We start from the raw sequence: 19,976 nt of genomic DNA on the forward strand, positions 1-19,976 counted from the left end.
TTTGCGCTTTGTTGAGTAAAAGAGCTAAAATCTACGATTTTTGGAGATTTTTAGGTTATGACAACCTCACAGGAGAGGATTATCCCGACAGACTTGCGAAACGAAATGTCGCAGTCTTATCTGGAATACGCCATGAGCGTGATAGTGGGTCGGGCGCTGCCAGATGCCAGGGATGGTCTAAAACCTGTGCATCGTCGCATTCTTTACGCAATGCACGAGCTAGGTCTGCTCCACGATCGCCCCTTTAAGAAATGCGCCCGTGTAGTGGGTGAAGTATTGGGTAAATATCACCCCCACGGTGACACAGCTGTGTATGATGCTTTGGTGCGGATGGCGCAGGATTTTTCCATGCGATCGCCCCTAGTTAACGGACATGGTAACTTTGGTTCGGTAGACAACGATCCGCCAGCCGCCATGCGGTACACAGAATGCCGCTTGCAAGCTTTAACTAGTGCTGGTTTACTCCACGACATCGAGTATGAAACCGTAGATTTCGCCGATAACTTCGACGGTTCCCAACAAGAACCGACAGTTTTACCAGCACGAATTCCGCAGTTATTGCTCAATGGTTCCTCTGGGATTGCCGTAGGCATGGCCACCAATATTCCGCCCCACAACTTGGGCGAATTGATTGATGCTTTGGTGGCTGTCATCCACAATCCCGAAATCACCGACATCGAATTAATGCAGTATGTCCACGGCCCAGACTTTCCGACTGGGGCGCAAATTTTGGGAACATCTGCCATTCGTGAAGCTTACACTACCGGGCGTGGTTCTATTACCATGCGTGGTGTAGCTAACATTGAAACCGTTGAACAACGGGGGCGACCAGATAGAGAAGCAATTATCATCACCGAATTGCCCTATCAAACCAACAAAGCGGCGCTGATTGAAAAAATCGCCGAAATGGTCAACGAGAAGCGTCTAGAGGGCATTGCAGATATCCGGGATGAAAGCGATCGCGATGGGATGCGAGTTGTCATCGAACTCAAGCGTGATGCTTATCCCCGCGTTGTGTTGAACAATCTCTACAAGCAAACACCACTGCAAGCCAACTTCGGCGCGAATATGCTAGCGTTGGTAAATAGCGAACCGCAAGTACTCACCCTCAAGCAGTTCTTAACCGTCTTCTTGGATTTCCGCATCGAATCCATTGCCAGACGCACCCGCTACGAACTGCGGAAAGCCGAGGAACGCGACCATCTTCTACAAGGGTTATTAATAGCCCTGTCTCATTTAGATCCAATTATTGTCTTAATTCGTCATGCTCCCGATGCACCCACAGCTAAAGGCGAATTAATCACAACTTACGGACTCTCAGAAGTGCAAGCAGATGCAATTTTGCAAATGCAATTGCGGCGGTTGACTGCCTTAGAAGCAGACAAAATTCGTCTGGAACACGAAGAATTACAAGCGAAAATCACTGATTTACAAGATATTTTGGCACGCCGGGAGAGAGTGCTAGAAATCATTGAAACCGAAGTCACACAACTGAAAACTAGCTTCGCCACACCCCGCCGCACGGTGATTTTACCAGGGGAAGGGGAATTAGACGATCGCGACCTCATTGCCAATGAAAAAGCGATAATTCTGGTGACAGAGCAAGGGTACATCAAACGGATGCCAGTTAACACCTTTGAAGCCCAAAGCCGTGCTACCAGAGGCAAAGCCGCAGCCAAGGTGAAAGATGATGATACCATTGAGCATTTCTTAACTTGTTGCGATCACGACAGTATTTTATTCTTTAGCGAGCGTGGTGTTGTTTATTGCCTGAGAGCTTATCAAATTCCAGCGAGTTCGCGTACCAGTCGTGGGACACCAATCGTCCAGATGTTACCGATTCCCAAAGAGGAAAAAATCACCTCGATTGTACCGGTTGACGAGTTTAGCAGCGAAGAATATCTGGTTATGCTCACCAAAGGTGGCAATATCAAAAAAACCGAATTGGCAGCCTTTAGTCACATTCGCGCCAATGGTTTGATAGCCATTTCCTTAGAAGAAGGCGACCAACTCCGCTGGGTGAGACGCGCTAGAGTCGAGGATAGTGTAATCATTGGTTCTCGTAACGGGATGGCGATTCACTTCCGATGCAACCACGAACAACTGCGTCCTTTAAGTAGGGCGACTCGTGGAGTGAAAGCCATGAAACTCAAAAATAAAGATGAACTTGTGGGTATGGATATTCTCCCCGCAGCAATTCTGGAAAGTTTGGATGTTGCAGAAGCAGAAATTGAAGATATCGAAACAATCGAAACAGAAGATATCGAAATTACCGAAATTACTGAAGAGTCCGCAGAAGTGTCTAGCAGTGGCATTGTTGGCCCTTGGGTGTTGGTAATTACAATGGGTGGATATGGTAAGCGCGTCCCAGTTGCCCAATTCCGGCTGCAAAATCGTGCTGGTCAGGGTTTAATGGCAACCAAGTTCAAAAACCGCAAAACTAAAGACAAGCTAGCAACCCTACGCATTGTTAACAACGATGATGATGAAATCATGATGGTGACAAATCGCGGTATTATCATCCGTCAAGCGGTGAATGCAATTTCTATCCAATCGCGATCGGCAACTGGAGTCAGAGTGCAGCGTTTAGATGAAGACGATGCTATTACCGGAGTAGCAATAATTCCACCTGATGCTGCCGATGCAGAAGAAGCAGAGTAAAAAGCAGGGGGAGAGGTTAACCGCCTTACTCCCTTATTTAATCGCCTTAGCTAGCGGCATTTTAATGGGGCTAACTGTAGCCCCAGTAGGTGCATGGTTGTTGGCTTGGATTGCCATAGTTCCCTTATGGGTGCTAGTTGTCACTTCAGCCAAAGGTAAAAACAAATTCCCCCCTGCTTTCCTCTGGGGTATCGGTTATCACGGTGTCGCCCTATCTTGGATTACCGGAATTCATCCCATGACTTGGTTGGGCGTTCCGTGGTTGCCAAGTCTGGCAATCACCCTTTTTTGTTGGGGATTTATCAGTGTCTTGGGAGGGGTATTTCTTGCTATTTGGGCAGCTGTTATGGTTCGCCTAGCCGGACAAAAACCGTGGTTACGGTTACTGATTGGTACAGCCGTCTGGTGCGGCTTAGAGAGTCTGTGGAGTGCAGGCCCTTTATGGTGGAGTTCTCTTGCTTACACACAAAGCCCGCACAATCTCGTAATTGTACATCTAGGGCAACTGTCTGGGCCTAATACTGTGACAGCTGCGATCGTTGCTGTTAATGGCTTAATTGCTGAAGCGTATATAAACCGACAAGATACCAAGATGTCCTTTGCGCCTCTGCAGTTCGTTAATAAATATTTGGCGATCGCCACAGGACTATTAATTACCCTACACCTTATTGGTTTTATCTTATATAGCCGTCCCATTGCCCAACCCCCAGAAGCAGCCTTGAAAGTGGGGATTGTTCAGGGTAATATTCCAAACCGACTTTTACGAAGTTCTGAAGGGTTTCGTCGCGCCCAAGAAAACTATACCAATGGATATCTAACTTTAGCAGACCAAGGTGTAGATGCAGTCCTCACTCCAGAAGGAGCCTTACCTATTTTCCAGCGTAACTTGCTGGAAACGGCCTTAGTCGCAGCCGTGAAGGAAAAAGGCGTAGTTGCTTGGATTGGAGCTTTTGGCGAACGGGGAGACAGTTATACAATTAGCTTGTTTACTTTCAACAGTAAGGGTGAAATTGTCAGCCGCTACGAGAAGTCCAAGCTAGTACCCTTGGGAGAATATATTCCCTTTGAAGGAATTTTAGGCGGGTTAATTCAACGCTTATCGCCTTTGGAGGCACACCAAGTTCCCGGTTCAGCAAATCAGATATTTGACACTCCTTTTGGGCGGGCGATCGCTAGTATATGTTATGAATCTGCTTTTCCCGAACAATTTCGCCGTCAAGCGGCGGCGGGTGGACAATTTATTGTCAGTTCTTCTAACGATGCCCATTACACTGCATCCATGCCATTCCAGCATCATGCACAGGATATCATGCGGGCAATTGAAAGCGATCGCTGGTCAGCACGAGCAACTAATACCGGATATTCAGCCTTTATAGATCCTCATGGCAGAACTTTGTGGATGTCTGGATATAATACCTACGAAACTCATGCTGAAACAATTTATCGGCGACAGACAAAGACTTTATATGTGCGTTGGGGTGATTGGTTAACACCGTTGTTGTTAATCTCCTCTGGAGGAGCTTGGCTGCTAATTTGCGGTATAAAGAAATTGAACGCGATAGATTTAATATTATGAGACGGTTTTTGAGGGAAAACTTTTCAATTTATTAAAATTATGCAGAAATTGGAGTTCAGAAGCGGTGAGGTCGCGCCATTGACCCAATTGTAGGTCATCTAATTGTAGGTGAGCAATGCTGACCCTGACCAGTCGCAAAGTCGGAAAGCCAACAGCCGCAGTCATGCGCCGAACTTGACGGTTTTTTCCCTCTGTCAAAGTCATTTCCAGCCAAGCTGTCGGTACATTTTTACGAAATCTAATTGGTGGGGTGCGTTCAGGTAGCTGTGGTTCTTCTGATAGAAGCTTAACTTCTGCTGGTTGAGTGCGGTAATCTTGAATTTCCACACCTGTTTGCAACCTTTTGATAGCATCTGCATCTGGAATTCGCTCTACCTGTACCCAGTAAGTACGTTTATGACCAAAACGCGGATGGGCAAGGCGATGTTGCAATTGTCCATCGTTTGTTAACAGCAGCAATCCTTCACTATCCCAATCTAAGCGGCCCACAGGATACACATCAGACACATCAATATAATCTTTTAGGGTGCTATGTGTGGGAGTATCTTTTGTAAACTGGCTGAGAACGCCGTATGGTTTGTAAAAAATAATATATCGGTAATGATTGGGCATGGGACACTTGACTTCTGAATTCTCTTTTAAAAATAAGTAAGTCGCTGTGAATATTTATCATCAGGTTCAGGTAGGAGGCAGGAGGCAGAAGGGAGAAGGAAAGAGGGTTTTAGTCCACTTTACTTTTATTAACATAGTTTGATTTTTCCCGCCTGTTCTACTTAGAAGCAGAATTTATAAATCTTACTTTAAACTTATAAGTTATCAAGTGAAAAATCAATCGCGGTTAAAACCACAACCTAAACAACGCATACAAACAGAGAAAGCTGCTAAAACTGAAACAATCTCAATTAGTAATTGAAATGACAAGGGAGCTAGAGCCAAACCCCAAATCAAAAGAATTGTCCCGCTAATCATAGCAGTAATGCGATTAATTTCATCTCTAGTATTGAAAACCAAGAATAATGTTCCCAAACCAATTAATAATAAGACTAAGCTACTCATAAATATATTCCTGACTTATACTTTTTCTTTGTGAAGCTGCATATACAGCAGAATTCAGGAGTAGAACACGCTTCATATCAGGTTTTGAGACGAACCGTTGTGTACTTTCCCTTTCTTGAAACCTGTTGTATTTAACCCCTGTAGTCCTACCGTTACTTGGGCGGACTAGAGGGCAGTCTTGTTATGTGCATCTTAATACAGAATGGGATAAACTCCAAGCTTGAAAATTGTAAAAACCTCACACAACTACAGCACAAGTTAACTGATGTCCTCAAATAAATTACACCTTCGATATCGGTAGATTGTATCATTCACCTAGCTGGATAATTTTTTCAGATGTTGCTATCATTTTGTTTCTGTCAAAATTGACTATTAGCCGATCGGCAAAACTATGAGAAATAAATGTGATGGAAATATATTGCATATTTGCAATAATTCGGCAAATATCGTAATTTTGAGCAGTTCCATTCAACCGAAGTGCGTAGGCGTAGCCCGTCGTAGACATCGCTTATTTAATACCAATTTTAAAAAATAATGCGACTGATACATACGGACATACCTTTGTTTTGTCTAGGTTTCCTAATTTTGAATTTTGAATGCGTGAATTTTGAATTGGTATAACTTATCCTGCCAGAGTAAACGATTAAAAAATATTTAAAAATGCCGCAACTACGCTCGTTGTAGACATCGCTTTTCTAAAGATCGAGGTATTATCTACTCGAACACCGTGCAGCATACATAAAGTCTGAGGTTTTGCATGAAAGTAGCAGTTTTCAGTACAAAAGCCTACGATCGCCAGTTCTTGTCAGCTGCAAATTCTCCCATTCAACACGAGTTAGTGTTTTTTGAACCCCGTTTAAATCGAGATACGGCTATTCTGGCTGCTGGATTTCCGGCGGTTTGTGTATTTGTTCACGATCAGGTTGATGCCCCAACTTTAGAACTTCTCGCCTCAGGGGGAACTCGTCTGGTTGTCCTTCGCTGTGCAGGGTTTAACAATGTAGACTTACAAGCCGCAGCAGATTTAGGAATTACCGTTGTGCGTGTTCCCGCTTATTCACCTTATGGGGTTGCAGAACACGCCGTCGGATTGATTTTGAGCTTAAATCGCAAAATTCATCGTGCCTATAACCGTGTCCGAGAAGGCAACTTTTCTTTAGATGGACTGTTGGGATTTAATTTGCATCAGCGCACAGTAGGAATTGTCGGCACTGGCAAAATCGGTCTGATTTTAGGACAGATTATGAAAGGGTTTGGCTGTCACATACTCGCCTATGACGTTTATCGCAATCCCGAATTGGAGGCGCTGGGTGGAAAGTATGTAGAACTACCTGAGCTATTTGCCAATTCCGATATTATTTCCCTGCATTGCCCCTTGACTATTGAAACCCATCACTTAATTAACACTGAGGCTATAAAAAAGATTAAGCCAGGTGTGATGCTAATTAATACTAGCCGAGGAGCGCTGATTGATACCCAAGCAGTGATTGAGGGATTGAAGTCTGGTAAAATTGGTTATCTGGCTGTAGATGTCTACGAACAAGAATCGGAGTTGTTCTTTGAGGATTTGTCTGGGGAAATTATTCAAGATGATATTTTCCAGCGTCTAACAACGTTCCCCAATGTACTAATTACCGGACATCAAGCTTTTTTTACAGCAGAAGCTCTCTACAATATTGCCGAAACAACTTTTGCTAATATTACCGATGTTGAACAGGGTCGTCCTTGTGCGAATGAAATTCGCGCCTAAATCTTTAGCAATCTCAAATCCCAAATTGTGTTAAGCTGTCACGCATTAAAATTGCACATCAACTAGTAAGGGTTGTCATTAGTCATTTGTCCTTAGAAACACAAATGACTAATGACTAATGACTAATCACGGTCTATACGGAGTTTGTGCAATATATAGAACCCATTTGATATCTATACAGGAGGGCAATCGAATTTGGCTGAACTACGAGCTAAGTTACAAATTTTATAAATTGATCGTCAGGATTTTTTTCTTGCTTTTTTTGTCGCTCAACACGACTGTATTGTAGGGTAATGTATCCGTTCCCAGCGGAATTGGCAGCTTAAAACTGGGGCTTTTATGATCGAGTTCGCCTAAATCAATGCTTTTCGTTATATTGCCATCTGTTGCAAGATTTGCGGTAAGTTCTCCTTTATAATCTTCAATTAAAAAGTCTCTAAAGAAAACGACTGCCCCACCCTCAGGATCTATACCAAGGATGACCGTACCGCTGAAAGTTGTGCCTTTTCGTTCTTCATCAACCGTTGCCACTGTGATTTCCGAGGGGTCTTGACCGGACTTATCTGCCATAAACTTTTTTCTCTTGCGAATTCTTAACAATTGAAAATGATTTTACAAGAGCGCTATGGGCGATCGCAAAACTCTTAGGACGTATTTCTGCATCGGTCTTGCAAATGTATAGCCAAGTTACTTCTGGTTATACGCCTAATTGGAAGATTGAGTAGGGATGATTCGGGGCTGAAAGCGATCACGAAGCGTTGCTGCAAAGCAGATCGCATCGCAGAAACCTGATAGAGGGGAGACGTTGAGAAGTTTCCGGATAACTTGATCCGACCTTGCCTCGGCAGTAGAGTGCCCTTATCTGTGAACTGACAGGTTTATGGAGTCCAAGGATATATAAGGCGTATTAGCTTACCTTATAAATTATTAACATCTTTGTTCCCAGATATAACCAAGGTGCTACACTACATCCATGCTAGGGGTGCCTATATAACCAGGCTGAGATCACACCCTTAACACCTGAGTCTGGGTAATACCAGCGGAGGGAAGCTGTTTATTGAGGAATCACAATATGCGGACTGAATGGGTTGCTAAACGACGTGGGCAAAGTAATGTATCTCAAATGCACTACGCCCGCCAAGGTGTTATCACCGAAGAAATGCACTACGTCGCCAAACGGGAAAATCTCCCGGCGGATCTCATTCGTGAGGAAGTAGCGCGGGGACGAATGATTATCCCCGCTAATATTAATCACACGAATCTAGAGCCGATGGCTATTGGCATCGCCTCTAGATGTAAGGTAAATGCTAATATCGGCGCTTCCCCCAACTCTTCTAATCTTCAGGAAGAAGTTGATAAGCTAAATCTGTCTGTGAAGTACGGCGCTGATACCGTGATGGATTTGTCCACAGGTGGCGGTAACTTAGATGAAATTCGCACCGCAATCATCAAGGCTTCACCTGTTCCCATTGGTACAGTGCCAGTTTACCAAGCTTTAGAAAGCGTCCACGGCACAATTGAGAATCTGACTGCTGATGATTTCCTCCATATCATTGAAAAGCACGCCCAGCAAGGAGTAGACTATCAAACTATCCATGCTGGGATTTTGCTTGAGCATTTGCCTTTGGTGAGAAATCGGCTCACTGGTATTGTCTCTCGCGGCGGCGGGATTTTGGCGCGGTGGATGCTACATCACCACAAACAAAACCCGCTTTATACCCACTTCCAAGATATTATTGAGATTTTCAAAAGGTACGATGTCTCCTTCAGTTTGGGAGATTCCCTGCGTCCCGGCTGCACCCATGATGCCTCAGATGAAGCACAATTAGCTGAATTAAAAACCCTCGGACAGCTAACTCGCAAAGCCTGGAAAGATGATGTACAGGTGATGGTGGAAGGGCCTGGACACGTGCCAATGGATCAAATTGAGTTCAACGTCCGTAAGCAAATGGAAGAGTGTTCGGAAGCACCTTTCTATGTTTTGGGGCCATTGGTGACAGACATTGCTCCCGGCTATGATCATATCACTTCAGCTATTGGAGCGGCAATGGCTGGATGGTACGGTACGGCAATGCTGTGTTATGTAACACCTAAAGAACATTTAGGTCTACCAAATGCCGAAGATGTGCGGAATGGGTTGATTGCTTATAAAATAGCAGCTCATGCGGCTGATATTGCTAGACATCGCCCTGGTGCAAGGGATAGAGATGATGAACTTTCCAAGGCGCGTTACAACTTCGATTGGAACCGTCAGTTTGAATTATCACTCGATCCAGAAAGAGCTAAGGAATATCACGATGAAACTCTGCCAGCAGATATTTATAAAACTGCTGAGTTTTGTTCGATGTGTGGGCCTAAGTTCTGCCCAATGCAAACTAAGGTTGATGCTGATGCGCTGACAGAATTAGAGAAGTTCCTGGCGAAAGAGGCTGTGACTCAAAGTTAACAGATTAGACCTCTTGCAAAAGTCGAAAAACCTCTGTAACTGGTATCAACTATAAGTTCAAACTCTTTCAAAACCTCGTTCCCAGTCGGAAACTGGGAATGAGACAAAATGGTTTTGCTTCTCTCAAAATATAAGGTTAGGTTTTGCGATCGCACTTTTACTTCCTACAAGAGTAATCTAATTGCTATCGCTCCCCAATTAAAGCTAAATCAGTAATTCTGGTTGGTAATCTATGCGATCGCGTTTAATCGCGCCTACTTACTTGTTTCTGATAACGTGAAGGCAAAAGCTGCTACAGACTGCGCGTAACACCCAAACGTCAAGGCGGAAGTTCCTACAGAGAAGGCAGAAGCTGCTACAGACTGCGCGTAACACCCAAACGTGAAGGCAGAAGTTCCTACAGCGAAGAATATTTTGATTTTTGCTCAGTAATATGTGGTTATTTAACAGAACATTAATAAATACCCCGCGGGATGAGGGCAACTCTAGAACGCTTTTTCTAACCTAATACCAATTCAATTAATGATTGCAACACATCCTTCGGTAAAGACGCGATGAATCGCGTCTCTACAAATGGTCTATTTGTCGCATTCTTTTTTCAATTTGGTATAACTTTTACCTTAAGTTAACACCAATACACAGCTAGCTGTGCGCCCCCTATTTAAAATCCCATTTCAATGGTCAAGCTACGAATTTTTCCTGTATCTCCTTCAGATTTATCTGCAACTTCCAGAGTCCAGGTTCCTTGGGGACTTTTACCTTTAAAGGCAGCAAGTTTTGGGGTATTTACTTCGTCATAAGTTGTTTTAATATTATCTGTAGCTCCGCCCTGGCGATCGTGCAGATTTATGGGAAGTATGCCTGTTTGCACTGGGGGAAGAAGAGTAACTATAAGATCCCCAATATAAGTATGCTCGATATCTATATTAACTTTGATGGATTTTAGGAGGGTAGTATTAGCGATCGCCACCGATAATGTTGATGTTTGTAGATCGTTAATTGGGATATCTTGCACTGCTTGGAATCTGCTGATGGGTGATGTTTGCGGTGGCTTGGCCAATTCTACAGCTTTGAGAGCATTGATTCGACCGTAACCGTAAAAGGGGCTGCGGCCATTGGCATCATATTTACCTCCAGCTGAATCGATGCGATCGCAGGAGCGTTTTATAATGTCTCGCACTTCATCCCAACGCAGATTTGGGTTTCTGGCAAGAATTAAGGCTGCTACACCTGCTGCACCTGGACAGGAACTAGAAGTTCCGCCAAATTCGTTCGTATAGTTGCCTGCGGCCTCACCCAGATTTCGATTACCGGAATTATAGCCAAGTACACCAGAGCGATCGGTTGTCCAAATTCCAGTGGTTTGAGAAATATCACCATTGTTGCTGGGGAAGGCACACCAAACCGCCTGACCAAAATCACTGTAAGCGCTTCTCGTGCCGTAGTCGTTACAAGCTGCCACTGCAATTATCTTTTGGTAGCTGGCGTAGCCGTCGTTATCAACGCTTTCGTTACCATTGCCAGCTGCAAATAAAATTACACAGCCCTTGCCATTGCGTCCTTTATTGGTTGCAAAATCTATAGCAAGTCGTGTGGAATCAGGCAAAGGTACTTTTTGGTTGTGTGCGGGATCGTCTGGCTCAAACCAAGTCCCGTCTGCTGGGCCCCAGCTGCAAGAAATAACATCAGCACCATTTTGAGCCGCCCAAACAAAAGCATCTGCTTCATCTTGCGACCCCAATGCTGAAGCTAAACGAATCGGCATGAGTTTTGCACCCGGTGCTACACCAGATGCTCCAAAGTTACCGTTTGCACAAGCGACTCCCGCACAAGATGTACCGTGATTATTATCGTTTCCCGGTCTGGGATTGTTCGTTTTACGTGTGACATCACGCGGGGCAACAATCTTGCCAGAGGAACGGAACTCTTCATGATCGAGATCCACTCCATCGTCGATAATTGCAATAATTGTCCCAGTGCCATTACTCAACTTCCAAGCGGCTTCAACGTTGGCATGAGCGTTAATTGTCTTACCGTTAATTGTTGTTTGCTTTAAGTGCCACTGCTGCGGGAAAACCTGACGTTGGCGTGACTCACGCGCTAGTTCGGGATGACACAGTTCAACTGATTTCTCATTTAGAAGTCTCTCGGCGATGTCAAAGACGGCTATACCAGTATTTGTAGGGGCACTGACAAAATAAGCATTTCGCGCGTATTCAAGTTGGCGTTTAATTGTTAAGTTGTAACGTCTTAAAACCTCTTGGCACACCCTTGGCTCTTCTTCGCTATCAAATTTAACAAAAATGTTTTCAGTGTAAACTACAGGTTGTTGGGATAGTGGATCGATTAGGACACGTCCGGCAAATTGGACTTCGGACTCATTGTTGAGAATTTTACGGGCGCGATCGCGCAAAGCAGCACCCTGATTCGGAACTTTCGCTTGTAAAATTTCTACACCCGCTTGCCGAAACCGTGTTGTTAACTCAAATTGATTGAGGATACTACGAGCTGTAGGTGACACAGGTGCGACTTCAAAGGATCTTGCACCGACAAGAGTGCTGCGGCTTTCGGTACGCACTACAACGTGTTCGTTACTGATAGCAAATTCATACTGTTGTCCGTTCTGTCCACCATAGCGAACCTGAACCATTGTTTAATCTCCTAAATGTTTTGAAAATTGAAAATTGGCAATTGGGAAGTCCGTATTATGCCTTACTTTTAAAGCTTGCTACACCCATCGTAGGCTTACGTTTAGTTTATGGATGCTTCTGATTTCATGTGCTATATGTGTATTACAATACAGAATTTAATCTATCTCAGTTCATACAAATCTTCGATTAGTCTTTCCAGAAAAGAGAGGATTCAAAATCGGTTGTTTTAAGAATCTTCACTATCAGTAAGGGCGTATAACTGTGAATCACGATGAAAATAATGTATTTCATGCCACTGAAAAACGCTATAAGATCATTAGAACTTGAGAAAGATGTTTTATTTTCCGGTTGAGTATTTTCTACAGGTGTACTCTCTACCCCTGATTGGTGAAGTGAGATTTCAAAAAGACTACTTTTCTGAGTATCCTGAACAAATTCGCGTTGGTAGCGATGGCTACGACGGGTTACGCCTACGCACAACTGTATCTTACAGTCGTAAACCTGGGTACTATGCAGTACATTACAATCAACCCAGCACTGTGGCAACAGGAGCAATTTTACGACTTAACGACGGTGCAATCGCAGTTTTTTCAGGCGAACCCAATCAATCAGAACAGGGTATATTGAGTCCGATTTATACACTAGAATCTAATGGTTCTTTAGCAGTACCAACTGGACTGGTTTTTATCCGCTTTGCTGAAAGCGTTGATGTGGAATCGCAGCACGAGGTAATTAATCAAGCGGGTTATGAAGTTGCACAAAGCCTTTCTTATGCGCCTCATACCGCTTGGTTGCGTGCCAAATCAGGTAGGATTGTTGATGCGATCGCTGGAATTTCTCAGTTAGAAGCGATCGCTAATGTTGAGAATGTTGAACCTCAAATGCTTATGGAAAGGGGTTTGAGATAAATTACAAATTAGACCTGTGGTAAAAGTAACTGGAGCGATCGTCAATTCGTTAACTAAATAAACTTTTTTGGTTGAATGACTAGATTTATCCATGACCAATTTGCAAAAGATTATTTGGAAGAATTACTAAAACCTTATGGAGAAGTGCAAGGTTCTAGCCGTGTGGCGGGAGAAGTTCGAGAAATCGATGTTTTATTTTCTCCTTTAACAAAACAAAGCACGAATTTAGAAACACTAGAATTATTAGGAAGATTTGCCGCTACAACAGCCATTATTGAACCCTTCCGTAACCCTGCATCAAAAGAAGAAATTTGTGATTGTCTGTTAAAATTATTAGAAGTAAGGGGTGGATTACAACGTCAAGCAAATCGCAATAAAACTTCCATTTCAGAATTAGAACTTCCCAAATTATGGATACTCACCCCAACAGCATCTACAACGCTGTTGTCAGGATTCGGTGCTACTCAAAAGTTAGATTGGCTACCTGGAGTACATTTTATCGCAGAGTATTTGCGGACTGCGATCGTTGCGATTCACCAGTTACCGCGCACCCAAGAAACTCTGTGGTTAAGAATTCTCGGTCGAGGAACAGTACAAAAACAAGCAATAGATGAATTAGAAGCACTATCATCAAATCATCCATTTCGCAGAGCAACGCTAGAATTACTTTATAACTTGCGGCAAAACTTGCAAGTTAATCAAAATTCAGAAGAAGACGATTGGGAGTTAATTATGCGATTAAAACCACTTTATCAACAAGATCGGGAACAAGCTGTACAAGAAGGAAATAAACAAGGCGAACAACGTTTAATTATACGTCTACTAAATCGCCGTTTTGGTGAGATTGATTCATCTACTATTGAGCGAGTTCAAGGATTATCTATTGAACAATTGGAGGCGTTAGGAGAGGCTTTGTTAGATTTTTCAGCTATTTCTGATTTAGAAGCTTGGTTAAACCAACAAATTGAATAAATATCATCTGTAAATCAATTAAACAAATTTTATGTGAGACTGCACTTTATTCATGTAGGAGCAAGTCATGAATTGCCCCTACAATTGAAAGGAGAATACTAACCAAAACTTTGAACAACGTACATATCATTTCCTGTATCACCGACTAAAAGCAAGCTACTGTCATCGCTTTCTAAATTTTGGCTGCCAGCAATACCCTTTTGTAGAACTTTAATTATTCTTTGGGGAGTGAAAGATTCCAATTCTACAAACTTTCCCGATTCTAACCATGCTAATTCTTCAGCAGATAAACTTTGACGTATTTCTTCAGGCAATTGTTTAGCTGCTTGCGCCGACTCTGGAGAGGTTTGAATGAACATTCCGCGCTTCGTAGCGATAATTTGACGTGGCGTTAATCCGATATCAATAATTGCAATCTCGCTATTGAGAAACCAATTAGCGTTGGTTCTCAAATTATGAACTAAAGCAATTCCTTGTGGATTGCAATCATGCAGTGCATAGACTTTTAAATCGGGATTGCGCCGCAGCATTTGCATTGTGGTGTCAAAAATGCTTTGGGGATATCCAGTAATACTAAGAATTGCACAGTTGTTTTCAAAGTGGAAATTATTAGCGATTAATAGTTGAGCAATACTAGCAGTGTCACAAACGACTAATCTATCAAAACTGTAAGCTGTTACGTCAGGATTAATCGTGGCTGGTGTATTTTCCTGCTTTGGCGAGGGAAGAATTTTGAGAATCGAACCATTTATTTGCTGCCAGCGATCTAGCCAATCTTTAACCTGAGATTGAGAAAACAACAATTCCTGTGTTACTAATCCGATTCTACTTAACTGTCGAGTTCCTAAGTATATCGACAGCATTCCCATACTAACGAAAATAACAAATATAGCAAATGAATTCATCTTGATACTAAATAAAATTCCTCCAACAATAATGATTCCCCCTATAATTTTTAAAGCCTTGGCATTTGCCTGACGAGCTTGATTATTGAGTTTACTAGACGTACTAGATTTTAAAAGTCTTATAATAATAAAAAGACTTAAAAGTAATGTAACTATCAAATAACTATAAATGGCTGTAAAAAAGCTAATTATTAAAAATTCAACTAACCAGATAAATCCTGAAAATGATTTAGCCCTAAGACGATTATCTAACAAGTACAACAATTGCTTGGGTGTAAAAAATAAGGTGTTGTTTACAGAAATGTCAGCGATCGCCTTTGCAAAAAAAGGATCGGTAATCTGAATATTACTCATACTAGTCGGTTCAAATGCAAAGAAATGATTGCATTTTACACACCGACCTTGATTAGCTGTCCGGTCTTTTAGTTTATTGTCAGTTCCGCAGTTAATACACTTCATAATGGTTATTTGATATTAGTTATCTAATACCTGATTTGTTAATAAAACACTGTAATCTTCGCGCCGACGAATCAAGCGATGTGTGTCATTTTCTAGCAAGACTTCCGCCGGCTTGGGACGGTGTAAAAAGTGAGACGACATTGCATAACCATAAGCACCTACATCTAGAATGGCAACGATATCGCCAATTTCTAAAACTGGAAGTTGGCAATTTTTCCCTAGATAATCTCGTGAATATGTAGTGTTACCACATATATCAGTTGTAAATAGGGAGACGCGATTAATCGCGTCTGTACAAGAGTGGGGAATTGAGGATTTGTTTGCTTGCTTCCAGGTGATTATTTCTCGGTAGCCGCCGTGTACTGAGGGTACTGAAAGATTAGCAACGGTGGTATCAACTCCAACAATCTGTTTTTCTCCTTGCCATTTTACAGAAACAACTTGAGCAAGCAATGTTGCACATCCAGCGATCGCACTTCGTCCCGGTTCAATCACCAAATCAATTTTCCGCCCTAAACGAGTAATTCTCTCGGTTAACTCAGCCCCAAATATTTCCCAGTCAAAGGCTGTTTTGTTGTGGTGATAAGGATAGCCAAAACCACCACCAAAATCTAAATATTCCCAATCAGGTAACTTTTGTGCTGTGGCGATTACCGTATCAATTACTTGGGTAAAAGCGGCTGTGGCATTAGTTCCCGTTCCTCGATAGAAGTGTAAACCACTCAGCTTTAATCCCACCTCAGCAGTTAAAGCGATCGCATCACCAAATTCTTCTGGACGTACACCAATACGGCTATCTCCGGTAATTTCTGGCAAATTGAGACGTAAACCAAGGCGAATAGATTTCTCTCTGTGTTTGGGCAAAACTTCACAGCACAATTGCAACTGAGCAAGGCTATCGAGATTGAGTGTTGTAACTCCCCAATTCAGGACTTGTAGCATCTCAGCCTGATTCAAATTACTGCCGCTATAAACAATCTCGCTAGGATCGAAACCAGCTTGCAATCCTAAATAAATATCTCCTGGCGTATTGGCGTGAAGTCCCCATCCAAAGGAACGAAAAATTTTTAACAGCGCAACGTTGCCATTAGTAACACTTGCAAACCGAAATTGCGTGCGCGGATAACTGACTGCTTTGCTAATCCGCTCAATAGTTTCGCGCAAGCGATCGCCATTATAAACATAAAGCGGAGAACCATAAGTACTCAGTAACTCCTGAGCAAATTCTTTAGAGAAAGGGAGATTAAGACGATTATGAGTTAAATTATTTGATACCATTTACCAAAAATACTAATAAAGTAAATTACGAATTACGAATTACGAATTATTTTGTAATTTCTCCATAGCCAACGATGTAACCAAAAGGGATGATCCCAAGAGTGTTTAGTTATTTCTTCATTTAAAACGTGCGATCGCCAAAGTTGCCACATAATTAGTAACCAGAGTGTTTCACCAATTCGACGGCCTTGAATAGCTGCTCCTAGTTTGCCTTCAACGATTTGTGCTGCGATGTGAGGATAAAAATGGTTGTTGGCGCGAAGTCTTTCTGGATTGAGCCAAATACCGAGTTGATGCCAAAAATCATTTAAACACCAAGAAGTTAAAGGAACCCCCATACCCCGTTTTTGTCGCCAGACAATTTCGGGCGGAAGCCAGTTTTCTACAGCCCGTTTGAGGATATATTTTTCACAAGCACCCTGCAAACAGAGTTCTCCAGATAAACGGAATGTCCACTCAGCTAAAGGTAAATCACAAAAAGGCGATCGCACCCACAACCCATGAGCAAATCCCAATGCAGTCGCACGGGGATGGATATTCTGCGCTCCTTTGAGCATCAAATTGGCACGGCGGAGGCGATGCAGCAAAGATGGACACTCATTGCAATCTAAAGCTGCCAATAGCCAATCTTCAGGATGCAAATTTTGGATCTGTGCATAGATATCTGGTTGATAAACTTGAGATTCGTATCCCCCAAGACGGTGAAAGGTGCGGAAATATTGCTGGATAAAACTTTCCTGTCCGGCGGGATTTTCTGCTTGATAAACACCTGCGGCAATTAAAGGTTTGTTCGTCCAACCAGCAAACAATTGATCTCCACCTTCGCCGTTAAAAATTACCTGAGTTTCTTGACTTGCTCTCTCAGATAATAGATACAACGGCACACACACGCCATCTCCAAAAGGCAAATCTAATGCTTGCACAGTCGGAATTAAGGCATTCTCAATCGAACTTGGAGTTACTGCAACTTTAACAAGCGGAATTTTGAGAAATTGAGCGACTTGTTCAGCATAGAGATATTCTGGAATACCTGCGTTCCCAAAATCTAAAGTGTAAGCGCGGACTTTCACCCCTGCTTGTACTAGCAGCGCCGCCACCACTGAAGAATCGAGTCCGCCAGAGAGAAATACCCCGACAGGCTCATCCTTTAAATCTGCAATTTGTCGCTCAATGGAGTTTTTAAGGAGAGTTTGCAATTGGGTAATTGCTGTAGCTTCATCTGTTAACTGTTCTGACGCTTCCCGCCACGAGTGGATGTTTCTAGATTCAGGTGTTTGCAGCTTACCTGATTGGCGATCGCTCTGCCAAACTAATTCTGTCCCCGCCGTCACTGCAAACACCTGATTAATAGGAGTTAAGGGTGTGGGAACGTAAGAAAAACAGCTATAGCCATATAACCCAGCAATACTAACTTCTGACTGTGGCAAAATCGGTAAAAGTAATTGCAGTTGAGATGCAAACCAAATAACTTGTCCTTGCACAGTCCAATACAAAGGAACTCTTCCGAAAGCTTCCCTTCCCAAAACTAAGCAGTTATTTTCCTGGATTACCCAAGCATCGGGTGAATTAAATAATCCTGATGCAAAGATGGCAGCAATTTGATTTTGTTGCAGTGGGGGATTGCCATCAATTCCTATGTAAACAACATTCCAGATGGGAAGAGGATTATTTTCTTGTGTAGAAAACTGACTTTTCTGACCTAACCCCCTAACCCCCTTCCCTACTAGGGAAGGGGGAAAATTCAAAGCCTCTCCCCTACAAGGGGAGAGGTTTGGAGAGAGGTTTTCCACCACACTAGTTAACAGCGCTTCCAACTCCTGTTGAGCGCCGTAACCCCAATAGCCAAGAAAGTGATGCGGGATAACCATCTGGACTATTTAACTTCAAAGGTTTCATCGCTAATCTGCCGACCTTTTAGGAACATCTGCACTTTCCAATTGCCAACAGTTGCAGCTGGGTTAATAGTGTAGCGACACTGGGTATCCCAGACAGATGTATTAATTTCGCGGGTTTGATAGTTGTTTTGCTTGACAATTTGACCGCTTGGGTCAATCCAATTACAAGAGAGAGCCAGCTTTTTACCCAAAGGTGCATCCTTTAAGGTGACACGATACAACACTTCTGGATTGGTTTGGCGAGAAATTGTCTTTAAGTCGCCGCCATTATCTTGTATCAAAGTAATGCGGTCTTGTTGAGCAGAAACACGAGAAAGTGTAGAACTTTGCTGCTGCATGAAAAATATTGTCGATGCAATGACAATTACTACAATTGCCACCACTCCAGAGGTAATCCATCGATTCCGGCGTTGCTGTACTTCCAGTGCTTGGCGGCGATTTAGCTGAATCAGCGCTTCATCTAGTAACTCTGGCGGTAAATTCAACTCCTGTAAAATTTCTTTAACCTGCTGTTGGTCTAGTTCCGCTTCCCGACGCAATTGCAGACCTTCTACTTCTGTAACTATTTGTGATAATTGCTCTTGAGTCAGTCGCCGCGTCATAGCTTAACTCCTGTTGAAAAACTTTATGGCGATCGCTAAATCTCACTTTTGTAGGTACATCATAAGCTACAAAATAAAGTTGTTGCTTTTCGGATTCTTTAAGAGATACTTTGTAACAACTAAAATTAATATGACATAACAGAATTGGTATTACCTGTAACAAGTAGAATTAACATAACGAAAAAGATACTTCTTGCAAAAGCCAAAAAACCGCCCTAAAATCAATTTATGGGCGGCTCAAGGATTTTTGCAATAGTATTTTTGCACTAAATTTAAAAAAAATTACTAATACCTCCTTCTTAGTTTAAATTTCTTGATTTCCGCCAATAGACAATTGCTTTTTACTATGTTTCAACTCTTTCCAAAGTGACTTAATTTGCTGATAAGCCTCTTCCTGAGACAATTTACCCCCTGTTTCTAGGGAAGTGATGTAACTAATTCTTTGAGAGAATTCTTGGAGGTTGGCATTAAACACCAAATTCTCTGGCTGAAATTTACCATAATACCGGCTACGAGGGTAAAGAAAGCTGTTTTTGTCTTGCGAGTTAGATTGTGCCATAACTTCTCTTTTATAATTCTTTCCTTCTTAAATTTATAAACTAAAACTTTCCCCTTTGTGTATATACACAGGATAAAATTCAAATTCCTGAAGAAAGAAGTTAATTTTTTAGTTCAATATTAGGATAAAGCAGAAGAACAGGTAATTAACTGTGGAAAATACTGAAATCAGTACCTCCTCTACCAAAATGAGTAAGTGAAATAGCATTTTGCTAATTAAACTCGACTTCCTCAAATACGGCTCAAATAATATCATGCC

At 42.5% G+C, this 19,976-nt stretch carries 16 protein-coding genes and 1 riboswitch; of the genes, 6 read left to right on the forward strand and 10 right to left on the reverse strand.

Annotation, left to right across the window (positions count from 1 at the left end):
* The first annotated feature begins 57 nt into the window (after positions 1-57).
* Both gyrA and lnt read left to right on the forward strand, forming a co-directional pair.
* On the forward strand, positions 58-2,661 hold the full coding sequence (gene gyrA / locus RMZ42_RS00580; protein WP_322669565.1) for a DNA topoisomerase (ATP-hydrolyzing) subunit A: 2,604 nt from the start codon (positions 58-60) through the stop codon (positions 2,659-2,661).
* The gene (gene lnt, locus RMZ42_RS00585; protein ID WP_322669566.1) at positions 2,642-4,237 is read left to right on the forward strand and encodes an apolipoprotein N-acyltransferase; all 1,596 of its coding nucleotides are present in this window, start codon (positions 2,642-2,644) and stop codon (positions 4,235-4,237) included. The genes gyrA and lnt overlap by 20 nt, the downstream gene beginning before the upstream one ends.
* Here lnt and RMZ42_RS00590 read toward each other — a convergent pair.
* From RMZ42_RS00590 to RMZ42_RS00600, 3 genes are all read right to left on the reverse strand, one after another.
* Complete coding sequence (locus tag RMZ42_RS00590; RefSeq protein WP_322669567.1) at positions 4,232-4,849, reverse strand: rRNA large subunit pseudouridine synthase E; 618 nt, start codon at positions 4,847-4,849, stop codon at positions 4,232-4,234. The genes lnt and RMZ42_RS00590 overlap by 6 nt on opposite strands.
* A gap of 216 nt (positions 4,850-5,065) precedes the next feature.
* The gene (locus tag RMZ42_RS00595; RefSeq protein WP_322669568.1) at positions 5,066-5,293 is read right to left on the reverse strand and encodes a hypothetical protein; all 228 of its coding nucleotides are present in this window, start codon (positions 5,291-5,293) and stop codon (positions 5,066-5,068) included.
* 307 nt (positions 5,294-5,600) lie between these two features.
* On the reverse strand, positions 5,601-5,798 hold the full coding sequence (locus RMZ42_RS00600; protein WP_322669569.1) for a hypothetical protein: 198 nt from the start codon (positions 5,796-5,798) through the stop codon (positions 5,601-5,603).
* 252 nt (positions 5,799-6,050) lie between these two features.
* On the opposite strand from RMZ42_RS00600, the gene RMZ42_RS00605 reads away from it, so the two are divergent.
* On the forward strand, positions 6,051-7,043 hold the full coding sequence (locus RMZ42_RS00605) for a 2-hydroxyacid dehydrogenase (protein ID WP_322669570.1): 993 nt from the start codon (positions 6,051-6,053) through the stop codon (positions 7,041-7,043).
* Positions 7,044-7,268: 225 nt separating this feature from the next.
* Here the strand turns inward: RMZ42_RS00605 and RMZ42_RS00610 are convergent, their stop codons facing one another.
* Positions 7,269-7,613: a hypothetical protein gene (locus tag RMZ42_RS00610; protein ID WP_322669571.1), complete on the reverse strand. Its 345-nt coding sequence runs from the start codon at positions 7,611-7,613 to the stop codon at positions 7,269-7,271.
* A 398-nt stretch (positions 7,614-8,011) separates the two neighbouring features.
* Positions 8,012-8,108, forward strand: a riboswitch (TPP riboswitch).
* Between the two features lie 7 nt (positions 8,109-8,115).
* Between RMZ42_RS00610 and thiC the strand changes: the two genes are divergently transcribed.
* Entirely contained in the window at positions 8,116-9,489 is a 1,374-nt protein-coding gene (gene thiC, locus RMZ42_RS00615) for a phosphomethylpyrimidine synthase (protein WP_322669572.1), read from the forward strand.
* Positions 9,490-10,150: 661 nt separating this feature from the next.
* On the opposite strand, the gene RMZ42_RS00620 is transcribed toward thiC, so the two are convergent.
* The gene (locus RMZ42_RS00620) at positions 10,151-12,139 is read right to left on the reverse strand and encodes a S8 family serine peptidase (protein WP_322669573.1); all 1,989 of its coding nucleotides are present in this window, start codon (positions 12,137-12,139) and stop codon (positions 10,151-10,153) included.
* A gap of 333 nt (positions 12,140-12,472) precedes the next feature.
* Between RMZ42_RS00620 and RMZ42_RS00625 the strand changes: the two genes are divergently transcribed.
* Positions 12,473-13,048, forward strand: coding sequence for a hypothetical protein (locus RMZ42_RS00625; protein ID WP_322669574.1), 576 nt, complete (start codon positions 12,473-12,475; stop codon positions 13,046-13,048).
* A gap of 75 nt (positions 13,049-13,123) precedes the next feature.
* Positions 13,124-14,020, forward strand: coding sequence for a DUF4351 domain-containing protein (locus RMZ42_RS00630; RefSeq protein ID WP_322669575.1), 897 nt, complete (start codon positions 13,124-13,126; stop codon positions 14,018-14,020).
* A 98-nt stretch (positions 14,021-14,118) separates the two neighbouring features.
* Here the strand turns inward: RMZ42_RS00630 and RMZ42_RS00635 are convergent, their stop codons facing one another.
* From RMZ42_RS00635 to RMZ42_RS00655, 5 genes are all read right to left on the reverse strand, one after another.
* Positions 14,119-15,384: a hypothetical protein gene (locus RMZ42_RS00635; protein ID WP_416211779.1), complete on the reverse strand. Its 1,266-nt coding sequence runs from the start codon at positions 15,382-15,384 to the stop codon at positions 14,119-14,121.
* A gap of 15 nt (positions 15,385-15,399) precedes the next feature.
* Positions 15,400-16,662, reverse strand: coding sequence for a decarboxylase (locus RMZ42_RS00640; protein ID WP_322669577.1), 1,263 nt, complete (start codon positions 16,660-16,662; stop codon positions 15,400-15,402).
* Positions 16,663-16,694: 32 nt separating this feature from the next.
* Entirely contained in the window at positions 16,695-18,530 is a 1,836-nt protein-coding gene (locus tag RMZ42_RS00645) for an asparagine synthetase B family protein (protein WP_322669578.1), read from the reverse strand.
* A 5-nt stretch (positions 18,531-18,535) separates the two neighbouring features.
* Positions 18,536-19,159 (reverse strand): DUF3859 domain-containing protein, encoded by a 624-nt coding sequence (locus tag RMZ42_RS00650; protein WP_322669579.1) that lies wholly within the window; start codon positions 19,157-19,159, stop codon positions 18,536-18,538.
* A 304-nt stretch (positions 19,160-19,463) separates the two neighbouring features.
* A complete protein-coding gene (locus RMZ42_RS00655) occupies positions 19,464-19,718 on the reverse strand; it encodes a hypothetical protein (protein ID WP_322669580.1) in 255 nt (84 codons plus the stop codon).
* Between the last annotated feature and the right edge of the window lie 258 nt (positions 19,719-19,976).

The sequence above is a fragment of the Nostoc sp. DedQUE05 genome, assembly GCF_034530955.1.
In the GTDB taxonomy this organism is placed as follows: Bacteria; Cyanobacteriota; Cyanobacteriia; order Cyanobacteriales; family Nostocaceae; genus Nostoc.

What these genes read in the sequence shown, in the direction of transcription:
- gyrA (WP_322669565.1), top strand. Translation starts at nt 58, where the DNA reads ATGACAACCTCACAGGAGAGGATTATCCCGACAGACTTGCGAAACGAA.
- lnt (WP_322669566.1), top strand. Translation starts at nt 2,642, where the DNA reads ATGCAGAAGAAGCAGAGTAAAAAGCAGGGGGAGAGGTTAACCGCCTTA.
- RMZ42_RS00590 (WP_322669567.1), bottom strand. Translation starts at nt 4,849, where the DNA reads ATGCCCAATCATTACCGATATATTATTTTTTACAAACCATACGGCGTT.
- RMZ42_RS00595 (WP_322669568.1), bottom strand. Translation starts at nt 5,293, where the DNA reads ATGAGTAGCTTAGTCTTATTATTAATTGGTTTGGGAACATTATTCTTG.
- RMZ42_RS00600 (WP_322669569.1), bottom strand. Translation starts at nt 5,798, where the DNA reads ATGTCTACGACGGGCTACGCCTACGCACTTCGGTTGAATGGAACTGCT.
- RMZ42_RS00605 (WP_322669570.1), top strand. Translation starts at nt 6,051, where the DNA reads ATGAAAGTAGCAGTTTTCAGTACAAAAGCCTACGATCGCCAGTTCTTG.
- RMZ42_RS00610 (WP_322669571.1), bottom strand. Translation starts at nt 7,613, where the DNA reads ATGGCAGATAAGTCCGGTCAAGACCCCTCGGAAATCACAGTGGCAACG.
- thiC (WP_322669572.1), top strand. Translation starts at nt 8,116, where the DNA reads ATGCGGACTGAATGGGTTGCTAAACGACGTGGGCAAAGTAATGTATCT.
- RMZ42_RS00620 (WP_322669573.1), bottom strand. Translation starts at nt 12,139, where the DNA reads ATGGTTCAGGTTCGCTATGGTGGACAGAACGGACAACAGTATGAATTT.
- RMZ42_RS00625 (WP_322669574.1), top strand. Translation starts at nt 12,473, where the DNA reads ATGTTTTATTTTCCGGTTGAGTATTTTCTACAGGTGTACTCTCTACCC.
- RMZ42_RS00630 (WP_322669575.1), top strand. Translation starts at nt 13,124, where the DNA reads ATGACTAGATTTATCCATGACCAATTTGCAAAAGATTATTTGGAAGAA.
- RMZ42_RS00635 (WP_416211779.1), bottom strand. Translation starts at nt 15,384, where the DNA reads ATGAAGTGTATTAACTGCGGAACTGACAATAAACTAAAAGACCGGACA.
- RMZ42_RS00640 (WP_322669577.1), bottom strand. Translation starts at nt 16,662, where the DNA reads ATGGTATCAAATAATTTAACTCATAATCGTCTTAATCTCCCTTTCTCT.
- RMZ42_RS00645 (WP_322669578.1), bottom strand. Translation starts at nt 18,530, where the DNA reads ATGGTTATCCCGCATCACTTTCTTGGCTATTGGGGTTACGGCGCTCAA.
- RMZ42_RS00650 (WP_322669579.1), bottom strand. Translation starts at nt 19,159, where the DNA reads ATGACGCGGCGACTGACTCAAGAGCAATTATCACAAATAGTTACAGAA.
- RMZ42_RS00655 (WP_322669580.1), bottom strand. Translation starts at nt 19,718, where the DNA reads ATGGCACAATCTAACTCGCAAGACAAAAACAGCTTTCTTTACCCTCGT.